Origin of the sequence: Micromonospora sp. NPDC005173 (genome assembly GCF_040608515.1) — a bacterium.
In the GTDB taxonomy this organism is placed as follows: Bacteria; Actinomycetota; Actinomycetes; order Mycobacteriales; family Micromonosporaceae; genus Micromonospora.
The window spans coordinates 1-21,690 of sequence record NZ_JBEXIK010000049.1; the positions used below are offsets into that span (position 1 = coordinate 1).

Consider the following 21,690-nt stretch of genomic DNA (forward strand, 5'->3'; position numbering starts at 1 on the left):
TCGAACGGCTGCGCCGCGTCGCGACGGAACCGGATCGGTTTGCCCTCGGCGGCCTGACGCCTCTTCGAGGCTGGCTTGCCGAGGTTGCCGGCCTGGATGTTGGCCTTCAGGGTGGCGTACGCGCCGGATACCTTCCGGGCGACGTGGATGGCGGGCTGCGCGGACAGACCCATGTCCTTCAACTGGCCGTAGGTGAGCCGCTGCAACGACTGCTTGGCGAACACCCGCCGCTGGTACGCCAACCCGGAAGCGACGTTCGCGGCGTCGTTGCACAGGTCCAGAGTGGCCCTCAACGCCGCCTGCGCAGCGGCGTCCGGGAACAGCCGGACCTGCACGACAATCTTCACCAGGCGTCTTCGTCGTCCGCGTAGTCCTCTTCGGCTGCCATCGACGTCGGCCAGCGGCGCCACGCGGCCCGGTCAGCTTCGTCCTCGGAGCAGCGTGTCTCGATCATCAGGTGGGTCAGGGCGCCGTCGATGTACAGCACCGCCTGGTCGACGGTGCCGAGGTCCGGCGCGTCGTACCCGAGACGTGCCAGTGCGACGTCCAGCTCCGCTGCCCGCGCCTCGCTGGCCTGCTGTACGCTGGCCGCGTGGCGGCGTCGCGCATCGGTCAGCCAGTCCGGCCTGCTGTCACGCAGCGACCGCACGTCCCGTTGGGTCCAGGGGCGGTCGAGTTTCGGCAGGTCCGCGTAGTCGATGCCGAGGACCTTGGCCGCCCATCTCGGCTTCACGACCTTGTCCAGTTTCGCAGGCACGCCCACACCATATCATCTTATCTATGTCACCACGATGGACCCCGGACCCGAATATTCGCAGAGGTAGAAGCGTTGTCTACAACCTGCACGTACACCTTGTCTTCGTCACCAAGTATCGGCGGGACGTCCTCAACGACACGATGCTCACCCACTGCGAACAGATCATGCGGCAGGTCTGCGCCGACCTGGGCGCCGAGCTGCGCGAGTTCAACGGCGAGGACGACCACGTCCACCTGCTCGTGCACTACCCACCCAAGCTGCCGATCTCCACGCTCGTCAACCGACTCAAGGCCGTCTCGACGCACTACCTACGCAAGGAGTTCACCGACCGGATCAACCGGCACATCATCCACGGGCACCTATGGTCCCCTTCGTACTTCGCCGCGTCCTGCGGCGGCGCCCCACTGGAAATGATCAAGGACTACATCAAAGGGCAGAAACATCCCGGTCCGTGACGCCATTCCTCCCGGCCCTGAAGGGCCAGGATTCCTCGCTAATCCAGTTGAACTGGAGTTGCTCGTAGGGACTGATGGCTGCGGTACGGAAGCCGGCTGCCCAGATCATGGTCGTTCCAATGGTCCGTGCCGCTCAGGCGGCGATTGGGTAGTGCAGGTCACCGGCGACCAGCGCGGCTGTCAGTTCGGTCGCGGCCGCCTCGTTCGCCGGTCCCGGGAAGTCATCGTTGCTGAGGGACCGGACCGTGATGTTCTTGAAGCCGAGCGGCCAGTACGGAATGCGTGGCTCGGCCGCACCGGTGGCGTAGGTGGCGATCACACCGCCGTACCGGAGGATTTCCAGGTTGGTCGCCAGGTTGACGTCGAACGCCAGCTCGGCCACCCGGTCGATCGGTTCCCCGCCGGTGTGTTCGAGTATTCGGGCGACCAGGTCGCCGCCAGCGGCGTCGACCGCGTGGTGCGCTCCTGCGGCCAGTGCCTGTTCGACCTGGTCCGGGGTGCGTACCGTTGCGATCACGGTGGCGCCGCCCCGGCGGGCCACCGCCAACCCGGCCCGGCCGACCGCGCCGAGGGCTCCGGTGACGAGTACCCGCTGGCCGGTCACCGGCCCGTCGGCGAAGATCGCCCGGTGGGCGGTGATGCCCGGGATGCCGAGTCCGGCCGCCTGTTCGTACGGCACGTCGGCGGGCAGCGTTACCGCGTGCCGAGCGGGCACCACGGTGTATTCGGCGGCGGTGCCGAATGGGCGGTACGACTGGGCGAGGTAGACCCACACCCGTTCGCCGATCCGGGACGGATCGACGTCCGGTCCGACGGCGTCGATCACTCCCGCACCCTCGCCGTGCGGGACGACCCGGGGGAATGCCATGGTGGATCCCCCCACCAGCCCTGCCGTTTGCCCAGGTCGCCGACGTGGATCCCGGAAACCGACACCCGGACCCGGACCTCGCCCTCACCCGGCCAGGGATCGGGCAACTGGCCGACCTGGAGCACCTCGCGCGCCGGGCCCTGTCGGTCGTACCAGGCCGCGCGCATCACGCACCTACCGGTTCGGTGGTGGTGCCCTCCTCGACGCTGATCACCTCGTCGATCAGCGAGAAGAACGCCTGGATGGCGGGCAGGTTGCCGCCCCGCCGCCGGGACTCGGCGAAGTCGTCGGGCGAGCGCCAGAAGACGATGTCCAGCCATTCGTCGGCGGTCAGCCGGATGAGTCGGGCGCCGAGGAAGCCGGTGCGATCGGTCTCGAAGTCGCGCAGCATCGCGGGCCGCGCGGCCAGGAGAGCGTCGGCGCGTGCCGCGGGCAGGCGGAACCGGGTGATTTCGACGGTGGTCATGCTCCTCGATCTTCGTTCGGGTGTTGGAAATCAGTCACTGACGCCCAGCATCAGCCTGAGCTGGGTCAGCAGGACCTCGCGGTACTCCGTCGGCGACGGCGTGGGATGGTGCTGGACGCGAGAGATGATGAGCCCGGCCAGGGCCGACAGGAGGAAATCCGTTACGGCCCCGGCGTCGTGGGCCATCGTGAACTCACCTCGCTCACTGCCTTCCCGTACGGCGGCCACAAAAGGCGCCCGGTAACGCGTCTGCACTTCCGCGCTGTAGTTACGGAGATCGTCGTCGCGCATGGCGGATCGCCAGAATTCGACGAGGATCTGCCGAGTGCTCTCCGTGTTGTGCAGACTCCGGTCCACCAGCGCGACCAGTCGTCGCCACGGATCGGCTTCGGCGGCGGCCGCCGTTCCCAGGGCATCCACTTCCCGGTCGGTGAAAACCTCCATGGCCTCGATGATCATGTCCGCGCGCGAACCGAAGTAGTTCTGCAGCGTGCTGATCGCGACGCCGCTGGCCGCCGACACGTCCGCGAACCGCGTGTTCTCGTATCCGCGAGCGGCGAGCACATCTGCCACGGCTTCCAGAACGGCAGCCCGCTTCGCCCCGCCCGCACGTCTTCTCCGAATCGCCATGGCGTTATACCCGGGCCGGGATGTTGTCGGTCCTGGTGGCGGGCGCACCGGGCGGGACGACGGCCAGCACGGACGGGATGCGTGCAGGGTGAGACATGCGAAGGCTTCCCTCGACCTGGTTACGGCGCTGGACACCGGCCGGATGCCGTCAACGGCAGCGACGTTGCCCACCGCACCCTGACGGGTCGACGGCAGCCGCTGCCCGAGTTCCACGCAGGCGGCCGGTACGGAAATACGGTACCGCCATACCGACGCGGCCGAGCAACTCTCGACCCTCAAGTGTTGGGCAGAACACCCTGCTGGGCCTTGCGACCGAGGGGTGGACCTGCGGTGGTCGGAAAGCGCTACTCGGCTGCGGGGGCCGCCAGCAGATTGCCCTCCAGCCGCTCCATGGCGCGGATAGCTTCGCGCTGTTCCTCGGCGGCCATTCCGCCGACGGTGAACTGTTCCAGGTCCGTCCAAATCTGCTCCACCTGACTGCGCAGGGCGAGGCTGGCCGGCGTGGGTTCGACCTGGGTAGCCCGGCGGTCATCAGGATCCGGCACACGGCGTACGTAGCCGGCACGTTCGAGACGCTGCACGATCCGGGTCATGCCTGCCGAGTCGGTGCCAAACTCGACGGCGAGGTCGACCTGCCGCTGCGGGCCGGACTCCCACAGTCGCATCATCAGCAACTCCTGTCCGAGGTGCAGGCCAACCTGGCGGAGCAGTTGAGCGGCGCGTATCCGGTGGATCCGGGCGAGCCGGAGGATGGCGTAGCTGACCGGCCCGCCTGCGGCAGCGCTCGGTGGCCTGCGACCGGCTGGTATGTCATCCCTGTCCACGACCGCCAGATTACCTGTCGGGGTCAGTGGTGACTGTAGTCATCGGTAGCCGGGAAATATCGGCTTTCGATAGTGCGCTTACCTGTCGCAGACAGCTAATTCTCGAAGAGGGTCGTCCAGGCCCTCAGGCAGAACAAGGAGCCGATCATGAAGGCGATCACATTCAACGCGTTCGGCGGACCTGAGGTCCTGGGTCTCACCGAGGTGCCGCTGCCGGTGCCCGGGCCGGGCCAGATCCGGGTCCAGGTCCGCGCCGCCGGGGTCAACCCAATCGACGGCAAGATCCGCAGCGGTGCGATGGAGGCGATCTTCCCGACCCCGCTGCCCGCCGTGCTCGGGTCCGACGTGGCCGGCATCGTAGACGCCCTCGGCGACGGGGTAACCGACGTCGTGGTCGGCGATCGGGTGGTCGGTTGGGCCGACTCCCCGGCCGGCGCGTACGGCGAGTCCGCGCTCGCCAGCACCTACAGCAAGCTGCCGGACGGTCTGGAGTTCTCGGCGGCCGCGGCGCTGCCGGTCGCTGTGGAGACCGCGACCCGCGCCCTCAACCTGCTCGGCGTCGGCGCCGGGGACACCCTGCTCATCCACGGCGCGAGCGGCGGGGTCGGCCAACTCGCCGTTCAGCTCGCGGCTGACCGCGGTGCCACCGTGATCGGCACGGCCAGCGAAGCGAACCAGGATCGAGTCCGTAACCTCGGCGCCACCCCCACCACCTATGGCCCGGGGCTGGTCGACCGGGTACGCGCCCTCGCCCCCAACGGCGTCGACGCCGTGCTGGACGTGGCGGGCAAGGACGCGCTGCCAGCTTCCATCGAACTGCGCGGCGGCACCGACCGCATCGTCACCATCGCCGACGGCGCAGCTCAGCAGCTCGGCGTTGTGTTCACCGCCGGCCCGGAGCAGCGATCCGCAGCCGACCTCGCGGCGGCCGTCGACCGGCTCGTCCGCGGTGAGCTGACCGCCACCGTCGCCGCCATCTTCCCGTTCGCGGAGGCCGCGGCGGCGCATCGGCTCAGCGACGGCGGTCACGCCGGCGGCAAGGTGGTGCTGGTTCCCTGAGCCCGCGCCCGGCCGCGCCTGCCGGGTGAGTGACCACACCTGCCGCGACGCCGCCTGGCTGCGGCGCTCGCCTGGCCGGCTCGCGATGGCCAAAGTCGCATCTGCACGATCGGCGGGTCAGGCGCAGGGTGACGGGGTTGTGGAGCGTACGAGGGGGTGGGTGCGGTGGCGGCGGAGGATGGCGCGGAGCCGGTCGGCGTCGGGATGGCCCAGCGCGCCGAGAATGTCCAACGCCCGCATCCAGGCGAGCCGGGCGGCCTCCGGGTCGCCCGCCGCCTGGTGGCTCTCCCCCGCGTGGGTGAGCGTGTCGGCCTCGTAGTAGCGGTCACCAAGGTCGCGGAACAGCTCCACCGCCCGCTGGTAACAGGCGGTGGCCTGCTGGTAGTCGCCGAGGTGGTGGTGGGCATAGCCGAGGCTGTCCCAGGTGTTGGCCTCGCCGAACCGGTCGCCCACCTCGCGCACCAGACGCAGCGCCCGCCGACAGTGGTGCAGGGCCGCACCGTGGTCGCCGAGCTGGGCGAACTGCCAGCCGACCGAGTTGAGGGCGCGGGCCTGCAGGGCGCGGTCGCCGACGGCTTCGAACAGCTCGAGTGCGTGCTGGGCGTGGGCCAACGCCTCCCGATGACGCCCCTGCCGGGAACAGACCCAGGCGATGCTCCGGGCAACGTGCGCCTGGCCGGTCACGTCGCCCAGTAGGGCGTACAGGTGGGCCGCCTGCCGGAGCTGGGCGTGCGCCTCGGCGAACTGGCCCAGTTGGGCGCGGGCACGGCCGAGGCCACGGCGTACGCTCGCGGCAGCCCGACGGTCGACCAGCAGGTCGGCGGCGGTGAGCGCGGTCTCGTGAGTCGCCGCCCAGTCTTGCCAGTGACCCTTGCGGTCGAAGAAGTCGGCCATGGTCCAGGCCAGCCGCCAGGCGTGCGCGTACAGCCCGTCGTCGGCCGCGCGAGTGACGGCGTTGAGCAGCACCGGATGCTCCGCGATGAACCAGGCCATCGCCTGCTCGGCATCGACCGGCGCCACCGCTGCGACGCCACGGCGGGCTGGCTCCAGGTCGATCGGATCGCGAAACGGTTGGAGTAGCCGGGCACCGGCATACGCGACGTGCAGGTAGGAGTCGAGCACCCGGCGCACAGCAACCTGACGCTCACTGTCGCTGTCGAGGTCGTGGGTCAGCTCGGTCGCGTAGACGCGTAACAGATCGTGGATCGCGTGCCGGCCGGGCGCGTGCTCGTAGAGCAGGTGGGCGCGGGCCAGCTCGGCCAGCAGCATCCGGGCCTGGCGCAGCGAAATGCCGGCCAGGCTGGCCGCCGCGGGTACCGCGATGTCCGGACCGGGGTGCAACCCCAGCAGCCGGAACAACCTGCCGGCCGCCGGGCTCAGCGCCTGGTAGGACCAGGAGAAGACGGCGCGTACGTCGGTGGCCGGGTCGCCGCCGTCGAAGGCGTCCAACGCGTCGGCCGCGTCGCGTAGCTCGCTGGCCAGTGCCGCCAGCGGGAAGCCGGGGCGGGTGGCGGCCCGCGAGGTGGCGACGGCCAGCGCGAGGGGCAGCCGGGCGCAGCTCGCGATGATCTGGTCGACGGCGGTCGGCTCGCCGGCCACCCGGTCGCTGCCCAGCCGGCTGGCCAGCAGGTCCCGGGCCTCGGCCGCGGGCAGCAGGTCGAGAGCGAGCGGCTGGGCGCCTTCGCTGGCGACCAGGGAGGTGAGCTGGTTGCGGCTGGTCACCACGGCAAGGCAGCAGGCCGAGCCGGGTAGCAGTGGGCGGACCTGCTCAGCGTCGCGGGCGTTGTCGATCAGGACGAGGACCCGCCGGCCGGCCAGCAGGCTGCGGTACAGCGCGGCCTGGGCGGGCAGGCCAGCCGGAATGCACTCCACCGGTACGCCGAGAGCGTCCAGGAATCCGCGGATCGCGTCGGCGGGATCCAGCACCGCCCCACCGGCGTCGAAGCCGCGCAGGTTGACATAGAGCTGGCCGTCCGGAAAGCGGTCGGCGACCTGGTGAGCCCAGTGCACGGCCAGCGTGGTCTTGCCCACCCCCGGCGTGCCGGAGACGGCCGAGATGACCATCGCCTGCGGATCGGGCTCACCCGGCCGGCCGAGTCGTTCGTCGAGCCAGCGCAGTTCGTCGCGACGACCTGCGAAGGCGCGTACCGCCGGGGGTAGTTGGGCTGGCGCGGACGCCCGGACCGCGACCGCGACCACCTCGCCGGCCGGCGCGGACCAGGCGAGCGCCGGGTCCTGCGACAGGATGGCGCTCTCCCGGTTGCGCAACGCCGGGCTCGGCTCGATGCCCAGGTCGTCGCGGAGCGTGCGGCGCAACCGCCGGTACGTCGCGAGTGCGTCGGACTGCCGGCCGGCCCGGTAGAGCGCCACCATGAGTTGGTCGTGGATGTGCTCGTCGAGGGGATGTTCCTGGGTCAACAGCTCCAGCTCCGGTACGAGCTGCGCGTGCTCACCGAGCGCCAGTCGGCTGTCGACCAGTGCCCGGACCGCGACCAGCCGCAGGTGTTCCAGGCGTTCGGCCTGCTCGTGCAGCCAGTCGAAGCTGGCGACGTCGACCAACGATCGACCCCGCCACAGCTCAAGGGCGCTGGCCAGCACCGTGCGGGCGTGCCCGTGGTCGGTCGACCGGGTGCCTTCGCGGATGAGCCGCTCGGCCACCTCCACGTCGGTGGCCTCGCCCGGCAGATCCAGCACGTACCCCGGAGAGCGACCCACGATCGCGCTCCGGGCGCCGATGATGCGCCGTAGGTAGGAAACGTGGCTCTGCAGGCTGTTCGGCGCGGTCGCGGGAGCCTGGTCGCCCCAGATCACGTCGATCAGGCGGTCGGTGCTGACGATCACGCCCGGGTGCAGGGCGAGCACCGCGAGGACGCCTTTGCGCCGGATTCCGGAGACCGAACCGGCCGTGGTGCCTTCGGCCACGTCGACCGGTCCGAGAAGCCTGACTCGCATTGGTCCGCCCCCGCCTCAACCACTGTATTCGGCTCAGGTTATCGACGGGACAAGTGCTCTGGACGGCTCAGTCGGACACCGGACGGTGCCGGCATTTCAGCGCCACGTCAGCCGCGCAACAGCGGCCGCTGTCAGAGTTCGTCAACTGCAACAGCAGAAATCATCCACACTTTTCAGCAGGAGGAAGTCAGCATGAGATTTCGGATCCCAATCGCGGTCGGGGGCGCGCTCGTCATGATGATGATGGCGCTGGGTGGCGGTACCGCCGCCAGCGCGGCCCCGGCCGCCAAGGCCGGCGGCATCGGCATCAACGCTGTTCAGAAGTACACGATCTTCGTGCACACCGCGAACATCGACGGGGCCGGCACCGACGCCACCGTGCGGATGAAGGTGTACGGCACGCTCGCCGAGTCTCCCGGCTACGTCAACCTCGACAACTCGGCGGACAACTTCGAGCGCAACAGCAACGACTATTTCGGGCCATTCTCGTGGTTCGACATCGGACGCCCTGATTTCATCGGCGTCTACAAGGGCAGTAATGGTTCCGAGTGGTACCCGGAGTACGCGCAGATCTACGCGCACGCCACCGGGACCTGGTACCGCTGCCCGATGAACGCCTACTACGGCGACGGCGAGGAAACCCGCTGGTTCGACTGCCCGTGAGGTCGAATCCGATCCAGTGATCGCGGTGCAACCTCAGCTACGAAGGTGTCCCCGGCCGACTGACGGCCGGGGACGCCGCCGTGCTCCTGCCCGAGATTGATGTAAAGCTCTCTAGACACGAAGTCAAAGATTCGCTACCTTGCTGGTGTCAAAGATTCTAGACACCGAAGGGGCTGATCATGACGCACGACGAGAAACGCGCGTGGATCGGGCTGTTCGTCGCCGTGCTCGGCTACTCCGCCTACGTGGCCGTCATCGCGAGCCGCGCGGACGGACGCTCGCTGCCTGATGTGCCGTACGCGAGCACCCTGTTGTGGACGGTCGGCGCGGCCATCGTCGCGTCGATCGTGGCCGAGATCGGCATGGCCATCGTGAATCCAGGCGCGTCCCGCACCAGGGACGTGCGGGACCGCGACATCGGGCGGCTCGGCGACCACGTCGGCCAGTCGTTCGTCGTCGTCGGCGCGGTCGCGGCGATGCTCATGGCGATGGCGGACTGGGACCGGTTCTGGATCGCCAACGTGGTCTACCTCTGCTTCGTGCTGTCGGCGGTACTCGGCGGCATCACGAAGGTCATCGTGTACCGCAGGGGCTTCCCCCAGTGGTGAAGCCGACGCAGGTGACCAACTGCATCCGCGCGCTGCGCTTCGCGCACGGCGAGATGACCCAGGCCGAACTCGCCGAGAGCATCGGCGTCACCCGACAGACCCTCATCGCCATCGAGCAGGGCCGCTACTCGCCTTCGCTGGAGATGGCCTTCCGGATCGCCCGGGTGTTCCGCGTTCCGCTCGACGACGTGTTCCAGTACCCCGACTCCCCCGAGGAGAAGTCATGAAAGCGATCGCCCGCGACCGGTACGGCCCGGCCGACGTGCTCGACCTCCGCGACATCGACACGCCCTCGATCGGCGAGGACGAGGTGCTCGTCAAGGTGCGCGCCGCCGGCGTGGACCCGGGCGTGTGGATCCTCATGACCGGCCGACCCATGGCCGTGCGCCTCGCGGTCGGGCTGCGCCGACCCAAGGTGGCGGTGCTCGGCCGGGACGTCGCCGGTGTGGTGGCGGCGGTCGGCGCCGGCGTGACCCGCCTGCGTCCCGGCGACGAGGTGTTCGGCACCTGCGGGAGCGGCTCGTTCGCCGAGTACGCGACGGCGCGGCAGCACCGGCTGGCGCCCAAGCCGGCCAACCTCACCTTCGTGCAGGCGGCGGCGACGCCCATCTCCGCGGTGACGGCGCTGCAGAGCGTCCGCGACGCCCGGGTGCAGCCCGGGCAGCGGGTGCTGGTCACCGGCGCGGCCGGAGGGGTCGGGTCGTTCGCCGTCCAGCTTGTCAAGGTGTACGGGGCACGCGTGACCGGCGTCTGCAGCACCTCGAAGATCGAGCTGGTGCGTTCCATCGGTGCCGAGGACGTCATCGACTACACCCAGCACGAGATCGACCGCGGCGGTGCGCAGTACGACATCATCATCGACACCGCGGGCAACCGGCCGTTGTCGTTGCTCCGGCGCGCACTCACGCCGCGTGGGACGATCGCCCTCGTCGGCGGCGGACACGCCAAGGGCTGGCTGCTCGGCGGCTTCCAGCGCCAGATGGCTGCGCCGTTGCTCTCACTGTTCGGCGGTCAGCGGGTATGTGGCGTGACCGCTCGGGAGCGCTACGAGGACCTCGAGGAACTGACCCCGCTCATCGAGTCGGGCTCGGTCACCCCGGTCATCGACCGCACCTACGCTCTCGCCGACGCGCCCGACGCGATCCGTTACCTCGCCCAGGGTCACCCGGCGGGCAAGGTCGTCGTCACCGTGTAGCGCGCCGGCCGCCCGCCGATGGTGGATGCTGTCGGTGTTCTGCTCTTGAATGTCCTGTATGGAGATCGTGTGAGGACGATGTCGGGCAAGACCTGCCTGGTAACCGGCGCGACCAGCGGGATCGGCAAGGAGACGGCGCTGCGGTTGGCCATGCTCGGCGCTACCGTGATCATTGTCGCCCGCGACGCGGCACGCGGTGAGACGACCCGCGACGAGATCCGCCGGTACGTACCGCTCGCGCAGATCGAGACCGTGACCGCGGACCTGTCGAGCCTGGCGCAGGTACGCCGGCTGGCCGACGAGGTCATGGCTCGGTACGACCGGCTCGATGTCCTGGTCAACAACGCTGGCGTGATCTCGATGCGCCGGCAGCTGACCGCCGATGGGTTGGAGACTACGTTCGCGACCAACCATCTGGGGCCGTTCCTGCTCACCAACCTGGTGCGTGGGCTGTTGGAGCGCAGCGCTCCCGCACGGGTGGTCACGGTCTCGTCCGCCGCCCACAAGCAGGCCCGGACAATCCCGTGGGATGACCTGCCCCACGGCGCGCAGGCCGGGCATGCGCAGACCTATCCCCTCTCGAAACTGCTGAACATCCTGTTCACCGTCGAGTTGGCCAGGCGTCTGACCGGCACCGGAGTCACCGCAAACTGTCTGCATCCCGGCTTCGTGCGTACCGCCCTCGGCCGCGACGTCACCGGCGCGCTCGGCGCGGTTGTGCGGCTCGTCCTGCGTATTCAGCCCGGCCCCGCAACCGGTGCCGAGACCTCGGTATACCTTGCCAGTTCGCCGGAGATCGCCGACGTAACCGGCGGCTACTTCGTCAAGTGCAAGCCTGCCGAGCCGAGCGCTCTGGCCAGAGACGCCCGGGCTGCCGCGAGGTTGTGGGCGCTCAGCGAAGAACTTGCTGGCCTTGGCCCAGGCCGGTAACCAACAAAGACGACCGGAAGCCGGACCAAGGGACGGGCCGCGACGTCAACGGTGCACGACCGGGTCGGTGCGCCTTGGCTGGCCAGCCCTCTGATGATCGAGCCGTGGAGCACAGCGGCCGTCGCCCGGCGTAGCAAGTTCCTCGGGTCACGATCCATCCGGCGGGTTGGCCGGCTGTTGTCCCGGCCAGAACGGCCACTCCTCGAACGACCGGCAACGTCCGTCGTCGGCGAATCGCATGATCCACAGGTCGCGGTACTCCTGGTCGACCGGGTCGCCGTAGCGGACCTCCTGGCGTGACACCGCGGTGTCGCCGTCAACCGCGACTATCTCGCTGGTCATCTGGAACACCTCGTCGGGACCTTTGCGCTGCTGTTCCCACATCCGGGCGATGGCCGGCAGGCCGACGACGGGCGTCCAGTACGGCCCCTGCTGGTAGCTCGCGTCCTCGGTGAAGATCGTTGCCAGCGCGTCCGTGCCCGGCGTCCGCCAAATCTGCTCATAGGCGGCGAGCCAATCGGCGACGTGCTTCCTGTCCATGGACATCCACCTTGCCATCGGCGGGGCGGGCAGGCGGCGAGAACCGGCTAGCTGCGGGCATGCACTCGTCAACCAGCCGCCGGTGTCAAGCGTGACGGCCGCGGAGCGGACCTGCGCGCCGCAGTGGATCTCAGCACGCCCCGTGGGGTAATAGTGCGGAACGCGCGAGAGGGTGGCTGACCACGAATCGGCCCAAACTTGACAATTCCTCGCTTAGGTTACTGCGCAGGAGGTGTGTCGAGACCTGGGGGCGACGTGGAGAGCTATCCGGCGATCGAGGATCACGGGCTCATCGGAGACCTGCAGACCGCCGCGCTGGTGACGTGCGACGGGACGATCGACTGGTTCTGCGCGCCGCGCTTCGACTCGCCGAGCATCTTCGCCGCGCTGCTGGACCACGAGCGGGGTGGCTACTTTCGCATCGCCCCGCACGATGTCCGGTACGTCACCAAGCAGCTCTACCTGCCTGGCACTCCGATCCTGATCACCCGATTCATCAGCGCGGACGGCGTCGCCGAGGTGATGGACTTCATGCCGGTCACCGGCGATCAGGCCGTTGACGCGCACCGCCTGGTCCGCATGGTCAACATGGTCCGGGGCAGCATGCGGTTTCGGGTGGAGTGCCGGCCCCGGTTCGACTACGCCCGGGAGAAGCACCAACTGGAGCGCCACCGCAATGGGTACGTCTTCCGCAGCCGGTCGGCGGTGCTCACCTTCAACCCGGTTGACCCGGTGCGGCAGTTGATGTCGCAGGGAGGCGACATCCACCTGGAGGACGACGACCTGGTCGTGTACGGCACCCTGAACGAGGGTGACACCGGTGGGGTGGTCCTGGAGACGGCCGGCACGGAGCCACGGATCATCGCGCCGGCAGAGGTCCAGGGGATGTTCGAGTGGACCCGGGACTACTGGCGGCGCTGGGTCGAGCGCTCCCGCTACACCGGGCGGTGGCGGGAGATGGTCGAGCGCTCGGCCATCACGCTGAAGCTCATGACGTACGCGCCGACCGGCGCGATGATCGCCGCGCCCACCGCCGCGCTGCCCGAGCTGGTCGGCGGCACCCGCAACTGGGACTACCGCTACACGTGGGTACGCGACACGTCGTTCTCGGTGCACGCGCTGCTCGGCCTCGGCTTCACCGAAGAGGTCAGCCGGTACATGAACTGGCTGGACGAGCGGATCCGCGAGGCCGGTGACCACCAGGACCCACTGAAGATCATGTATCGGGTGGACGGCTCCTCCGATCTGCACGAGGAGATCCTCGACCACCTGGAGGGCTACCGCGGCTCCCGACCGGTGCGGATCGGCAACGGCGCCGCCGACCAGCTCCAACTCGACATCCACGGCGAGGCCCTCTACGCCATGCATCTCGCCGACGAGCAGGGCATCCGCGTCTCGCACCAGGTGTGGAAGAGCACCGTCCGGCTCGTCGACTGGCTGTGCCAACACTGGGACCAGGCCGACGCCGGCATCTGGGAGAGCCGCCACCACCCCCGCAACTACACCTTCGGCCGGGTCATGTCCTGGGTGGCGCTGGACCGGGCCATCCGCCTCGCCACCCGCACCGGCCGCCCCGGCGACATCACCGGCTGGGCCGAGCAACGCAACCGGATCTACAACCAGGTCATGGCCCGCGGATACAACCGGGAACGGGGCAGCTTCGTGCAGGCGTACGACGAGAACGTGCTGGACGCGGCGCTGCTCTCCATGCCGGCGGTCGGCTTCGTGACGCCGAGCGACCCCCTCTGGCAGTCCACCCTGAACGCGATCGAGCGCGAACTGGTCTCCGACAGCCTGGTCCACCGGTACGACCCGATCCACTCCCCCGACGGCCTTCCCGGCCACGAGGGCACCTTCAACATGTGCACGTTCTGGTATGTCGAGGCGCTGGCCCGCTCCGGCCGTCTGGACGACGCCCGGCTCACCTTCGAGAAGATGTTCACCTTCAGCAACCATCTCGGCCTGTACGCCGAGGAGATCGCCGCGACCGGTGAGCAGATCGGCAACTACCCGCAGGCGTTCAGCCACCTCTCCCTGATCAACTCGGCGCTGGCGCTGAACGACCTGCTCGACGCCCAGGCCGACGCCCGGCGCCGCCAGTAGAGCGTCCTCAGCCCCAGACGCGCTCGCCCCCGAAAGAGGGCTGATCAGAGTGGCGGGTGACCTGCGGTCGTGCTGACCTACTTCGGCAGTTCCGGGTCAGGTGCCTGGTCGCCGCCGTCTCGCAGGCGGATGGAATGCCACGCCGCGCGCACGTGACTGCGCATGACCGACTCCGCCCAGTCGGGGTCGGGCGCGGCCAGGGCTGCCACCAGTTCGTGGTGGTGAGCCAGGCTACGGCGCAGCGCGTCCGGGGTGTACCGGGAGAAGGTGCGCCAGACGAGCGGCATCTGGATCACCGAGGAGACGACGCCGGCCAGTCGGCTGTTGTCGGACGCCTCGAGGATCATCCGGTGGAACCGGTTGTTCAGCTCGGTGAGCTCGTCCACGTCGGTCGGTCGTCCGTCCGGCGCGACCTCGTCCATCCGGTGGGCCAGCGCGTCTAGCGCGTCCACGTCGATGGTGCCCCTGGTGGCCGCCAGTCGGCAGCCCCACGGCTCGAGCACGGACCGCAGGCTGAAGATCTCGTCGAGATCGTGGATGCTCCATGCCTGGACCTGCACGCCGCGGTTGCGTTCGTGGCGGACCAGTCCCTCCGCGGTCAGGCGTCTGAGCGCCTCCCGGACGGGCGTCCGGCTCACCCCGATCGACTCGGCCAGCTCGCCCTCACGGAGCCACTCACCGGCCGACCGCTGCCCGGACAGGATCTGTTCCCGGATCAGCCGATAGGCATCGTCGGCTGCGTGGCCGTTGTCGGCCTCCCGCAGCTGCGTGTGGTCACTCATGATGCTCGGCACCGTAGCAACACGGCTGGTTGTATGCAATCAACCCGCCAGGCATTGACACCGGATGAGCAGAAGCCTACTTTCCCAGCACAACGTGCTGTAACGACAGTCACAGACCTGCTGATTGCATGCAAAGAGACGCTGATTGAGGGGCGCATGACCACTCCACTGCCGCTTGACGACATCCGGGTGATCGAACTCGGCCAGCTGCTGGCGGGGCCGTTCTGCGGTCAACTCCTGGGTGATTTCGGCGCCGAGGTGATCAAGGTCGAGGACCCGGGTCAGGGTGACCCCATGCGGCAATGGGGGCGCGAGAAGCCGTACGGCAAGTCGCTCTGGTGGCCGGTGGTGGCGCGGAACAAGAAGTCCGTGACCGCGAACCTGCGGACCGAGCAGGGTCAGGACCTGGTACGCCGGCTCATCGCGCGGGCGGACGTGCTGATCGAGAACTTCCGGCCCGGCACGCTGGAGCGCTGGGGGTTGGCCCCGGAACAGCTGTGGGAGATCAACCCCGGCCTGATCGTCACCCGCGTGACCGGCTTCGGGCAGACGGGCCCGTACTCGTCACGTGCCGGATACGGATCGATCGGTGAGGCGATGGGCGGAATCCGGTACGTGACCGGCGACCCCGACCGCCCCCCGGCCCGGGCCGGCGTCTCCCTGGGCGACTCGCTGGCGGCGACGTTCGCCTGCCTGGGCACCCTGGTGGCGCTGCACCAGCGCGGACGTACCGGTCGAGGCCAGGTGGTGGACTCGGCCATCTACGAGGCCGTGCTGGCGATGATGGAGTCGCTCATCCCCGAATACCAGATCGCCGGCTACCAGCGGGAGCGGACCGGAACGACCCTTCCGAACGTGTCCCCGAGCAACGTCTACCCGACGGCCGACGGCGAGATGGTGCTGATCGCGGCGAACCAGGACACGGTGTTCCGCCGGCTCGCCGAGGCGATGGGGCGAGCGGAGCTGGCCACCGACGAGAAGTACGCCACCCACAGCGCCCGAGGGCGGTGGATGGAGCAATTGGACGGCCTGATCGCCGAATGGAGCTCGACGTGCGCGTCCGACGAGCTGCTCGAGCGGCTGCACGCCCATGGCGTTCCGGCAGGCCGCATCTTCAGGGCCAGGGACATGCTCGAGGACCCACACTTCGCCTCGCGCGAGGCGATCGTCCGACTGACCCACCCCGGTCTGGGGGAGTTCGCCATGCACAACGTCGTACCCAAGCTTTCTGACAGCCCTGGACGGGTCCGGCACGTCGGCCCCGAGCTCGGCGAGCACAACGACGACATCTATCGCGACCTGCTGGAGCTCGACGACGACGCGATGGCGTCGCTGCGTTCTGCCGGCGTCATCTGAGGAGGAACCATGACCTACCGACTCGGCGTGGACGTGGGGGGAACGTTCACCGACATCCTGCTGATCGACGAGGCGACCGGAGAGACCTACCGCGCCAAGACCTCCTCCACGCCCGAGGACCAGTCCATCGGGGTGCTGCGTGGCATCGAGCGGGCCTGCGAGGCCGCCGGCGTGCCCATGTCGGAGATCACTGAAGTGTTCCACGGCACCACGGTCGCCACGAACGCGATCCTTGAGGGCAAGGGCGCCCGGGTCGGGCTGGTCACCACCGACGGCTTCCGGCAGGTGCTGCAGATCGCCCGGTCCTTCGTGCCGGGTGGCCTGGCCGGCTGGATCATCTGGCCGAAGCCGGAGCCGCTGGCGGCCCTGGAGGACACCGTGGAGGTCGTCGGCAGGATCGGCGCCGACGGCGCGGTGGTGACCGAACTCGACGAGGCTGACGTCCGTGCGAAGTTGCGCAAGCTACGCGCGCAGGGCATCGAGGCATTGAGCGTCAGCCTGATCAACTCCTACGCCAATCCGCAGCACGAGCGCCGCGTGGCCGAACTGTCCGCCGAGGAGCTTCCGGGCGTACCGGTGTCGCTGTCGACCTCGGTGTTGCCGGAGCTTCGCGAGTACGAGCGGACCATCACCACCGTGGCGAACGCGGCCGTGCAGCCGCAGGTGGCGCGCTACGTGGCGAACCTCGAGGCGCAGTTGCGCGAGTCCGGGGTGGACGGCCGGCTGTGCATCCTGCGCAGTGACGGTGGTCTGGTCTCCGCGGCCGTCGCCGCGGACAACCCGGTGAACCTGCTGCTGTCCGGTCCCGCCGGCGGGGTGACCGGCGCGACCTGGGTGGCGGAGCAGGCCGGCTACCCGGACTTCCTGACCTTCGACATGGGCGGCACCTCCACCGACGTCGCCCTTGTTCAGGGGCTCACGCCGCGGGTGGGTCGGGAGACCACCGTCGGGAGCCTCAAGGTCCGCGCCACCTCCGTCGACGTACGAACCGTGGGTGCCGGGGGCGGATCCATCGCCCACGTACCACCGCTGACCCAGGCGCTGCGGGTAGGGCCGCAGTCGGCCGGCGCCGCACCCGGTCCGGCCGCGTACGCGGCGGGCGGTGACCAGCCGACGGTGACCGACGCGAACGTGGTGCTCGGCTACCTGCCCACCGACCTGGCCGGAGGCGAGATCAGGCTGGACCGTGCGGCGGCACGAGCCGCGGTGAAGTCGATCGCTGACGCCACCGGGCTGGAGTCGGTCGAGGCCGCCGCCGCAGGCATCGTCGACATCGTCAACGAGAACATGTTCGGGGCGTTGCGGCTGGTGTCGGTGCAGCAGGGCTTCGACCCGCGCGACTACGCGCTGGTGGCCTTCGGTGGGGCCGGCCCGCTCCATGCCAACGCGCTCGGCAAACTGACCGGGGCCTGGCCGGTGATCATCCCGCCGTCGCCGGGAGTGCTGTGCGCCTACGGCGACGCGACGACCAACCTGCGCGACGAGTCGGTGCGGACGTTGGTGCGCCGCTTCAACGACCTCACCGACGAGCGCCTGCACGCGATACTCACCGAACTCGCGAGCAAGGCGTGCTCCACACTCACCGAGCAGGGCGTCCCCGAGCATGAGCAGCGCGTGGTCTACTCCGCCGACCTGCGGTACCACGGACAGGGCTTCGAGATCCCGGTGGCCATCGACATCGACACCTTCGACGGGACCGGCGGTGGGCTCGCGGCCCTGCGGTCGGCGTTCGACGCCGATCACCAGCGACTGTTCTCCTTCGTTCTCGATGCCGAACACGAGCTGGTGACCGTCCGGGCCACCGCTCACGGTCCCCGACCCGAGGTCGCCGCGCCCGAACTGGAGCACGGTGACGCGGACCCGAGCCCCGCGCTGCGGGCCCACCACCGCATCTGGGTCGAGGGCGCCGAAGTGGAGGCCGGGGGCTACGACCGGGCCCTGCTGCGAGCGGGCAACGTCGTGCCCGGTCCGGCGATCATCACCGAGATGGACTCCACCACCCTCGTGCTGCCCGGACACACGGCGGCGGTGCACCCGAGCGGCAGCCTCCTCATCCGCCCCGTCGACAGCCACAGGGAGAACTGACCATGGCACGCCTCATCGAGACCGCTACCGGACCACTTCGCTCCGTGGATGTCGACGTCGTCACCCTCGACCTGATCGAGAACGGGCTGCGCAACGCCCGCTACGAGATGGACGAGGTGCTCTTCCGGACCGCGCTGTCACCGGGGATCCGTGAACAGCACGACGAGTTCCCGCTGATCGCCAACCCCGAAGGCAAGATGATGGTGGGACAGTTCGGGCTGTCCATCCCCGACTTCCTGGAGAACTTCGATGGCGACATCGAGGAGGGCGACGTCCTGCTGACGTCGGACCCGTACTCTTGCGGCGCGGCGATCAGCCACGCGAACGACTGGCTCGTGGTGCTGCCCATCTTCTTCGAGGGCCGGATCGTGGGCTGGGCGGCGATGTTCGGGCACATGTCCGACGTCGGCGGCAAGTCGCCGGCGTCGATGCCGACCGACGCCCGCACCATCTTCGAGGAGGGCGTGGTGATCCCGCCCTTCAAGCTGTACAAGAAGGGCGAGCTCGCCGAGGACGCCCTGCGGATCATCCTCAACCAGGTGCGTAAGCCCGACTGGAACCGCGCCGACCTGAACGGAATCGTCGCGGCGTGCCGGACCGCTTCCCGGCGGGTCCAGGAGATGTGCGCCCGGTTCGGGGTGGACACCTACAACTCCGCGCTCGACCAGCTCCTGGACCGCAACTACCGGGCGATGAAGACCCTGCTCGGGGCGGTCTTCAAGGAGGGCGAGACGCTGTCGTTCACCGACTACATCTGCGACGACGGCCTCGGCTACGGCCCCTACGAGCTCAAGCTCAGCCTGACCCGTACCGGTGACAAGGTGCTGCTGGACTTCACCGGCAGCAGCCCACAGGCGCAGGGTCCGATCAACTACTACATCAACGAGAACCTCGTCCGGATGTTCTTCGGGATCTACATGATCACCGTCGCCGACCCGCAGATCCTCTGGAACGACGGCTTCTACCCGCTGGTCGACGTCACGATCCCCGACGACTCGTTTTGGAAGCCCAAGTACCCCGCCGCCCTCAACGCGCGAAACCACGGCATCGGTCGCGTCTTCGACCTGTTCGGCGGCCTGCTCGGTCAGACGAACCCGGGGCTGCTCAACGCGGCCGGCTTCTCGTCATCGCCGCACTTCATGTATTCGGGCACCTACGGGCCCGGTGAGCGCAAGGGCGAGTGGTTCCAGCTGTACTCGATCGGATTCGGCGGGATTCCCGGCCGGCCGGTGGGAGACGGCCCGGACGGCCACTCGCTGTGGCCGTCGTTCGTCAACATCCCGTGCGAGTACCTGGAGTCGTACTACCCCCTACGGATCGAACGCTGGGAGACCATCGCTGACACCGGCGGTGCTGGGCTCCATCGCGGCGGGAACGGCGTCGACGTGGCCTACCGGTTCCTGGAGGCCGGCACGATCGCGATCCACGACGACCGCTGGCTCACCTATCCGTGGGGGGTCAACGGTGGCGAGCCCGGTGCCCGCGGCCGTAAGTGGCTCGTACGCGCCGACGGCGGCACCGAGATCCTGGGCAGCAAGGTGCACGACGTGCCCGTGGCTCCCGGAGACGTGCTGCACTTCGTCACCTGGGGTGGCGGCGGCTGGGGTGACCCACTCGCCCGCGACCCGGAACTCGTCGGCCTCGAGGTCCGCCGGGGCCTGGTCACCCCCTCGGGTGCCCGCCGCTTCGGCGTGGTCTGCGACGAGGCCGGCACCGTCGACGTCGCGGCCACCGAGGAGGTACGGGCCGAACGGCGCCACGGACGCCCGGACCCACTGCCCACCTTCGACATGGGGCCGCCGATGGAGACCATCCTGGACCGGTGCCTGGAGGAGACCGGTCTTCCTGCTCCTCGGCCGCCTGTCGCCCGATGAGCCCCGTGCCGGACAGCAGCGACGACGGATTCGGGGGCGCGCTCCTGCCCGGGGCCCGTCCCGCCGTGCTCGTCATCGACCTGATGCGGGCCTACTTCGACCCGGCCAGCCCACTGTGCCTGCCGTCAGCGGACTGCCTGCAGTCGGCTGGCCGGGTCATCGCCGCGGCCCGCGACCACCGGCTTCCCGTGCTGCACACCCGCGTCGCGTACGGGCCCGGCGGTGTCGACGGAGGCCTGTTCGTCCGGAAGGTCACCGCCCTTCGGCAGCTCTTCTCCGGCGGTGGCGCGATGGGAGAGCTGATGCCGCAGGTCTCCCCCGCCGAGGATGAACTGGTGCTGGTCAAGCAGTACGCCAGCGCCTTCTTCGGCACGTCGCTGGCTTCCACCCTGCGGGCGGAGCGCATCGACACCGTCGTGCTGGTCGGCGTGAGCACGAGCGGTTGTGTCCGCGCTACCGCGGTGGACGCGATGCAGCACGGGCTCGTCCCGCTGGTGGTCCGGGAGGCGGTGGCGGACCGCGCCACCGGCCCGCACGAGGCGAGCCTGTCCGACCTGCAGGCCAAGTACGCCGAGGTGATCAGCGAGGCCAGTGCCGTCGCGTACCTGTCGGAGGAACGATGACAGCCATGATCGACATTATCGAGGTCTCGCCCCGCGACGGCCTGCAGAACGAGGCGACGCTACTCACCACCGCCGACAAGATCGAGCTCATCGAGCGGGCGGTACGAGCGGGTGCCCGGCGAGTGGAGGTGACCAGCTTCGTCAACCCCGCCCGCGTTCCGCAGATGGCGGACGCGGACGAGCTGATGGCCGCGGTTCCCCGCCACGACGGCGTCCGGTACGCGGGCCTGGTGATGAACCGCCGCGGCCTGGACCGAGCTCTGGCCGCGGGCGTCGACGAGATCAACGTCGTCGTCGTGGCCACGGACACCTTCTGTGGCCGCAACCAGGGCATGACCACGGCACAGGCCTGTGACACGGCGGCGGCGCTGGTGCAGGCGGCCCGCGTGGCAGGGGTGTTCGCGACGGTGACCATCGGCGCCTCGTTCGGATGCCCGTTCGAAGGTGAGGTCCCGCTGAGCCGGCTGCGGGAGGTGCTCACCCGGGTGCGGGACGCAGGCCCGGATGAGCTGGCTCTCGCCGACACCATCGGGGTGGCCGTACCCTCCGATGTCACCGATCGGCTGGCGCTCGCCCGGGAGGTCACGGAATCCCGGACACCGCTGCGGTTGCACCTGCACGACACCCGGCACACCGGCGTGGCCAACGCGGTCGCGGCGGTCCAGGCAGGCGTCACGACCCTCGACGCCAGCATCGGCGGAGCAGGCGGTTGCCCGTTCGCGCCGGCGGCGACCGGAAACGTCGCCACCGAGGACCTCGTCTACCTCTTCGACCGGATGGGGCAGCCCACCGGCCTGAACCTGGAGGAGGTCACCTCGGCCGCGTCCTGGCTGGAACGGAGGCTCGGCAATCAACTCCCGGGCGCTCTGCTCCGGGCGGGCGGTTTTCCCGCCTGAGCCTGCGCCGAGGGCACCTGCCCG

Annotated in this window: 22 protein-coding genes; 13 read left to right on the top strand and 9 right to left on the bottom strand. The window is 69.3% G+C overall.

Annotated features, from left to right (window positions below; translation table 11 throughout):
• The coding region (locus tag ABZV00_RS31860; protein WP_355613116.1) for a hypothetical protein at positions 1-347 on the bottom strand (347 nt) is incomplete at its 3' end.
• Positions 344-757: a hypothetical protein gene (locus ABZV00_RS31865; protein WP_355613118.1), complete on the bottom strand. Its 414-nt coding sequence runs from the start codon at positions 755-757 to the stop codon at positions 344-346. The genes ABZV00_RS31860 and ABZV00_RS31865, both read right to left, overlap by 4 nt.
• Before the next feature lie 23 nt (positions 758-780).
• Here ABZV00_RS31865 and tnpA point away from each other — a divergent pair, with 23 nt between their 5' ends.
• Positions 781-1,212, top strand: coding sequence for an IS200/IS605 family transposase (gene tnpA / locus ABZV00_RS31870; protein ID WP_355613120.1), 432 nt, complete (start codon positions 781-783; stop codon positions 1,210-1,212).
• Positions 1,213-1,345: 133 nt separating this feature from the next.
• Here the strand turns inward: tnpA and ABZV00_RS31875 are convergent, their stop codons facing one another.
• The 4 genes from ABZV00_RS31875 to ABZV00_RS31890 form a co-directional block, all read right to left on the bottom strand.
• Positions 1,346-2,080 carry a zinc-binding dehydrogenase gene (locus ABZV00_RS31875; protein WP_355613122.1) on the bottom strand — a complete coding sequence of 245 codons (735 nt, stop codon included), beginning with the start codon at positions 2,078-2,080 and terminating at the stop codon, positions 1,346-1,348.
• 166 nt (positions 2,081-2,246) lie between these two features.
• Positions 2,247-2,546, bottom strand: a complete 300-nt coding sequence (locus ABZV00_RS31880; RefSeq protein WP_355613124.1) for a hypothetical protein — start codon at positions 2,544-2,546, stop codon at positions 2,247-2,249.
• 30 nt (positions 2,547-2,576) lie between these two features.
• Positions 2,577-3,119 carry a TetR/AcrR family transcriptional regulator gene (locus tag ABZV00_RS31885; protein ID WP_355613126.1) on the bottom strand — a complete coding sequence of 181 codons (543 nt, stop codon included), beginning with the start codon at positions 3,117-3,119 and terminating at the stop codon, positions 2,577-2,579.
• A gap of 401 nt (positions 3,120-3,520) precedes the next feature.
• Positions 3,521-4,000 (bottom strand): MarR family winged helix-turn-helix transcriptional regulator, encoded by a 480-nt coding sequence (locus ABZV00_RS31890; RefSeq protein ID WP_355613128.1) that lies wholly within the window; start codon positions 3,998-4,000, stop codon positions 3,521-3,523.
• Positions 4,001-4,147: 147 nt separating this feature from the next.
• Between ABZV00_RS31890 and ABZV00_RS31895 the strand changes: the two genes are divergently transcribed.
• On the top strand, positions 4,148-5,059 hold the full coding sequence (locus ABZV00_RS31895; protein WP_355613130.1) for an NADP-dependent oxidoreductase: 912 nt from the start codon (positions 4,148-4,150) through the stop codon (positions 5,057-5,059).
• A 117-nt stretch (positions 5,060-5,176) separates the two neighbouring features.
• Here ABZV00_RS31895 and ABZV00_RS31900 read toward each other — a convergent pair whose 3' ends face one another.
• Positions 5,177-8,011, bottom strand: a complete 2,835-nt coding sequence (locus tag ABZV00_RS31900; protein WP_355613132.1) for a BTAD domain-containing putative transcriptional regulator — start codon at positions 8,009-8,011, stop codon at positions 5,177-5,179.
• Positions 8,012-8,203: 192 nt separating this feature from the next.
• Between ABZV00_RS31900 and ABZV00_RS31905 the strand changes: the two genes are divergently transcribed.
• From ABZV00_RS31905 to ABZV00_RS31925, 5 genes are all read left to right on the top strand, one after another.
• Positions 8,204-8,674 (top strand): PLAT/LH2 domain-containing protein, encoded by a 471-nt coding sequence (locus ABZV00_RS31905; protein WP_355613134.1) that lies wholly within the window; start codon positions 8,204-8,206, stop codon positions 8,672-8,674.
• A 179-nt stretch (positions 8,675-8,853) separates the two neighbouring features.
• Positions 8,854-9,282, top strand: a complete 429-nt coding sequence (locus ABZV00_RS31910) for a hypothetical protein (RefSeq protein WP_355613136.1) — start codon at positions 8,854-8,856, stop codon at positions 9,280-9,282.
• Positions 9,276-9,509 (top strand): helix-turn-helix transcriptional regulator, encoded by a 234-nt coding sequence (locus ABZV00_RS31915; RefSeq protein ID WP_355613138.1) that lies wholly within the window; start codon positions 9,276-9,278, stop codon positions 9,507-9,509. Before ABZV00_RS31910 ends, ABZV00_RS31915 begins: the two co-directional genes overlap by 7 nt.
• Positions 9,506-10,477: an NAD(P)-dependent alcohol dehydrogenase gene (locus tag ABZV00_RS31920; RefSeq protein ID WP_355613140.1), complete on the top strand. Its 972-nt coding sequence runs from the start codon at positions 9,506-9,508 to the stop codon at positions 10,475-10,477. Before ABZV00_RS31915 ends, ABZV00_RS31920 begins: the two co-directional genes overlap by 4 nt.
• 78 nt (positions 10,478-10,555) lie before the next feature.
• Entirely contained in the window at positions 10,556-11,407 is an 852-nt protein-coding gene (locus ABZV00_RS31925; RefSeq protein WP_355613192.1) for an SDR family oxidoreductase, read from the top strand.
• A gap of 147 nt (positions 11,408-11,554) precedes the next feature.
• Here the strand turns inward: ABZV00_RS31925 and ABZV00_RS31930 are convergent, their stop codons facing one another.
• Entirely contained in the window at positions 11,555-11,947 is a 393-nt protein-coding gene (locus ABZV00_RS31930) for a nuclear transport factor 2 family protein (protein ID WP_355613142.1), read from the bottom strand.
• A 255-nt stretch (positions 11,948-12,202) separates the two neighbouring features.
• Between ABZV00_RS31930 and ABZV00_RS31935 the strand changes: the two genes are divergently transcribed.
• Complete coding sequence (locus ABZV00_RS31935) at positions 12,203-14,050, top strand: glycoside hydrolase family 15 protein (RefSeq protein ID WP_355613193.1); 1,848 nt, start codon at positions 12,203-12,205, stop codon at positions 14,048-14,050.
• A gap of 77 nt (positions 14,051-14,127) precedes the next feature.
• On the opposite strand, the gene ABZV00_RS31940 is transcribed toward ABZV00_RS31935, so the two are convergent.
• Complete coding sequence (locus tag ABZV00_RS31940) at positions 14,128-14,832, bottom strand: GntR family transcriptional regulator (RefSeq protein ID WP_355613144.1); 705 nt, start codon at positions 14,830-14,832, stop codon at positions 14,128-14,130.
• A gap of 156 nt (positions 14,833-14,988) precedes the next feature.
• On the opposite strand from ABZV00_RS31940, the gene ABZV00_RS31945 reads away from it, so the two are divergent.
• From ABZV00_RS31945 to ABZV00_RS31965, 5 genes are read left to right on the top strand one after another with little or no spacing between them, the layout of a single operon-like run.
• On the top strand, positions 14,989-16,188 hold the full coding sequence (locus ABZV00_RS31945) for a CoA transferase (protein WP_355613146.1): 1,200 nt from the start codon (positions 14,989-14,991) through the stop codon (positions 16,186-16,188).
• A 9-nt stretch (positions 16,189-16,197) separates the two neighbouring features.
• Positions 16,198-18,273, top strand: a complete 2,076-nt coding sequence (locus ABZV00_RS31950; protein WP_355613148.1) for a hydantoinase/oxoprolinase family protein — start codon at positions 16,198-16,200, stop codon at positions 18,271-18,273.
• Between the two features lie 2 nt (positions 18,274-18,275).
• Complete coding sequence (locus ABZV00_RS31955) at positions 18,276-20,147, top strand: hydantoinase B/oxoprolinase family protein (RefSeq protein ID WP_355613150.1); 1,872 nt, start codon at positions 18,276-18,278, stop codon at positions 20,145-20,147.
• Positions 20,144-20,770: an isochorismatase family protein gene (locus ABZV00_RS31960; RefSeq protein WP_355613152.1), complete on the top strand. Its 627-nt coding sequence runs from the start codon at positions 20,144-20,146 to the stop codon at positions 20,768-20,770. Before ABZV00_RS31955 ends, ABZV00_RS31960 begins: the two co-directional genes overlap by 4 nt.
• Positions 20,771-20,775: 5 nt before the next feature.
• Positions 20,776-21,666, top strand: a complete 891-nt coding sequence (locus ABZV00_RS31965; RefSeq protein ID WP_355613154.1) for a hydroxymethylglutaryl-CoA lyase — start codon at positions 20,776-20,778, stop codon at positions 21,664-21,666.
• Positions 21,667-21,690 lie beyond the last annotated feature (24 nt).

Bases quoted from the DNA above. Each gene is read 5' to 3' on its own strand.
- ABZV00_RS31960 (WP_355613152.1), top strand. From the start codon at position 20,144: ATGAGCCCCGTGCCGGACAGCAGCGACGACGGATTCGGGGGCGCGCTC.
- ABZV00_RS31965 (WP_355613154.1), top strand. From the start codon at position 20,776: ATGATCGACATTATCGAGGTCTCGCCCCGCGACGGCCTGCAGAACGAG.
- ABZV00_RS31920 (WP_355613140.1), top strand. From the start codon at position 9,506: ATGAAAGCGATCGCCCGCGACCGGTACGGCCCGGCCGACGTGCTCGAC.
- ABZV00_RS31900 (WP_355613132.1), bottom strand. From the start codon at position 8,011: ATGCGAGTCAGGCTTCTCGGACCGGTCGACGTGGCCGAAGGCACCACG.
- ABZV00_RS31910 (WP_355613136.1), top strand. From the start codon at position 8,854: ATGACGCACGACGAGAAACGCGCGTGGATCGGGCTGTTCGTCGCCGTG.
- ABZV00_RS31875 (WP_355613122.1), bottom strand. From the start codon at position 2,080: ATGGCATTCCCCCGGGTCGTCCCGCACGGCGAGGGTGCGGGAGTGATC.
- ABZV00_RS31930 (WP_355613142.1), bottom strand. From the start codon at position 11,947: ATGGACAGGAAGCACGTCGCCGATTGGCTCGCCGCCTATGAGCAGATT.
- ABZV00_RS31895 (WP_355613130.1), top strand. From the start codon at position 4,148: ATGAAGGCGATCACATTCAACGCGTTCGGCGGACCTGAGGTCCTGGGT.
- ABZV00_RS31955 (WP_355613150.1), top strand. From the start codon at position 18,276: ATGGCACGCCTCATCGAGACCGCTACCGGACCACTTCGCTCCGTGGAT.
- tnpA (WP_355613120.1), top strand. From the start codon at position 781: ATGTCACCACGATGGACCCCGGACCCGAATATTCGCAGAGGTAGAAGC.
- ABZV00_RS31925 (WP_355613192.1), top strand. From the start codon at position 10,556: ATGTCGGGCAAGACCTGCCTGGTAACCGGCGCGACCAGCGGGATCGGC.
- ABZV00_RS31945 (WP_355613146.1), top strand. From the start codon at position 14,989: ATGACCACTCCACTGCCGCTTGACGACATCCGGGTGATCGAACTCGGC.
- ABZV00_RS31880 (WP_355613124.1), bottom strand. From the start codon at position 2,546: ATGACCACCGTCGAAATCACCCGGTTCCGCCTGCCCGCGGCACGCGCC.
- ABZV00_RS31950 (WP_355613148.1), top strand. From the start codon at position 16,198: ATGACCTACCGACTCGGCGTGGACGTGGGGGGAACGTTCACCGACATC.
- ABZV00_RS31940 (WP_355613144.1), bottom strand. From the start codon at position 14,832: ATGAGTGACCACACGCAGCTGCGGGAGGCCGACAACGGCCACGCAGCC.
- ABZV00_RS31905 (WP_355613134.1), top strand. From the start codon at position 8,204: ATGAGATTTCGGATCCCAATCGCGGTCGGGGGCGCGCTCGTCATGATG.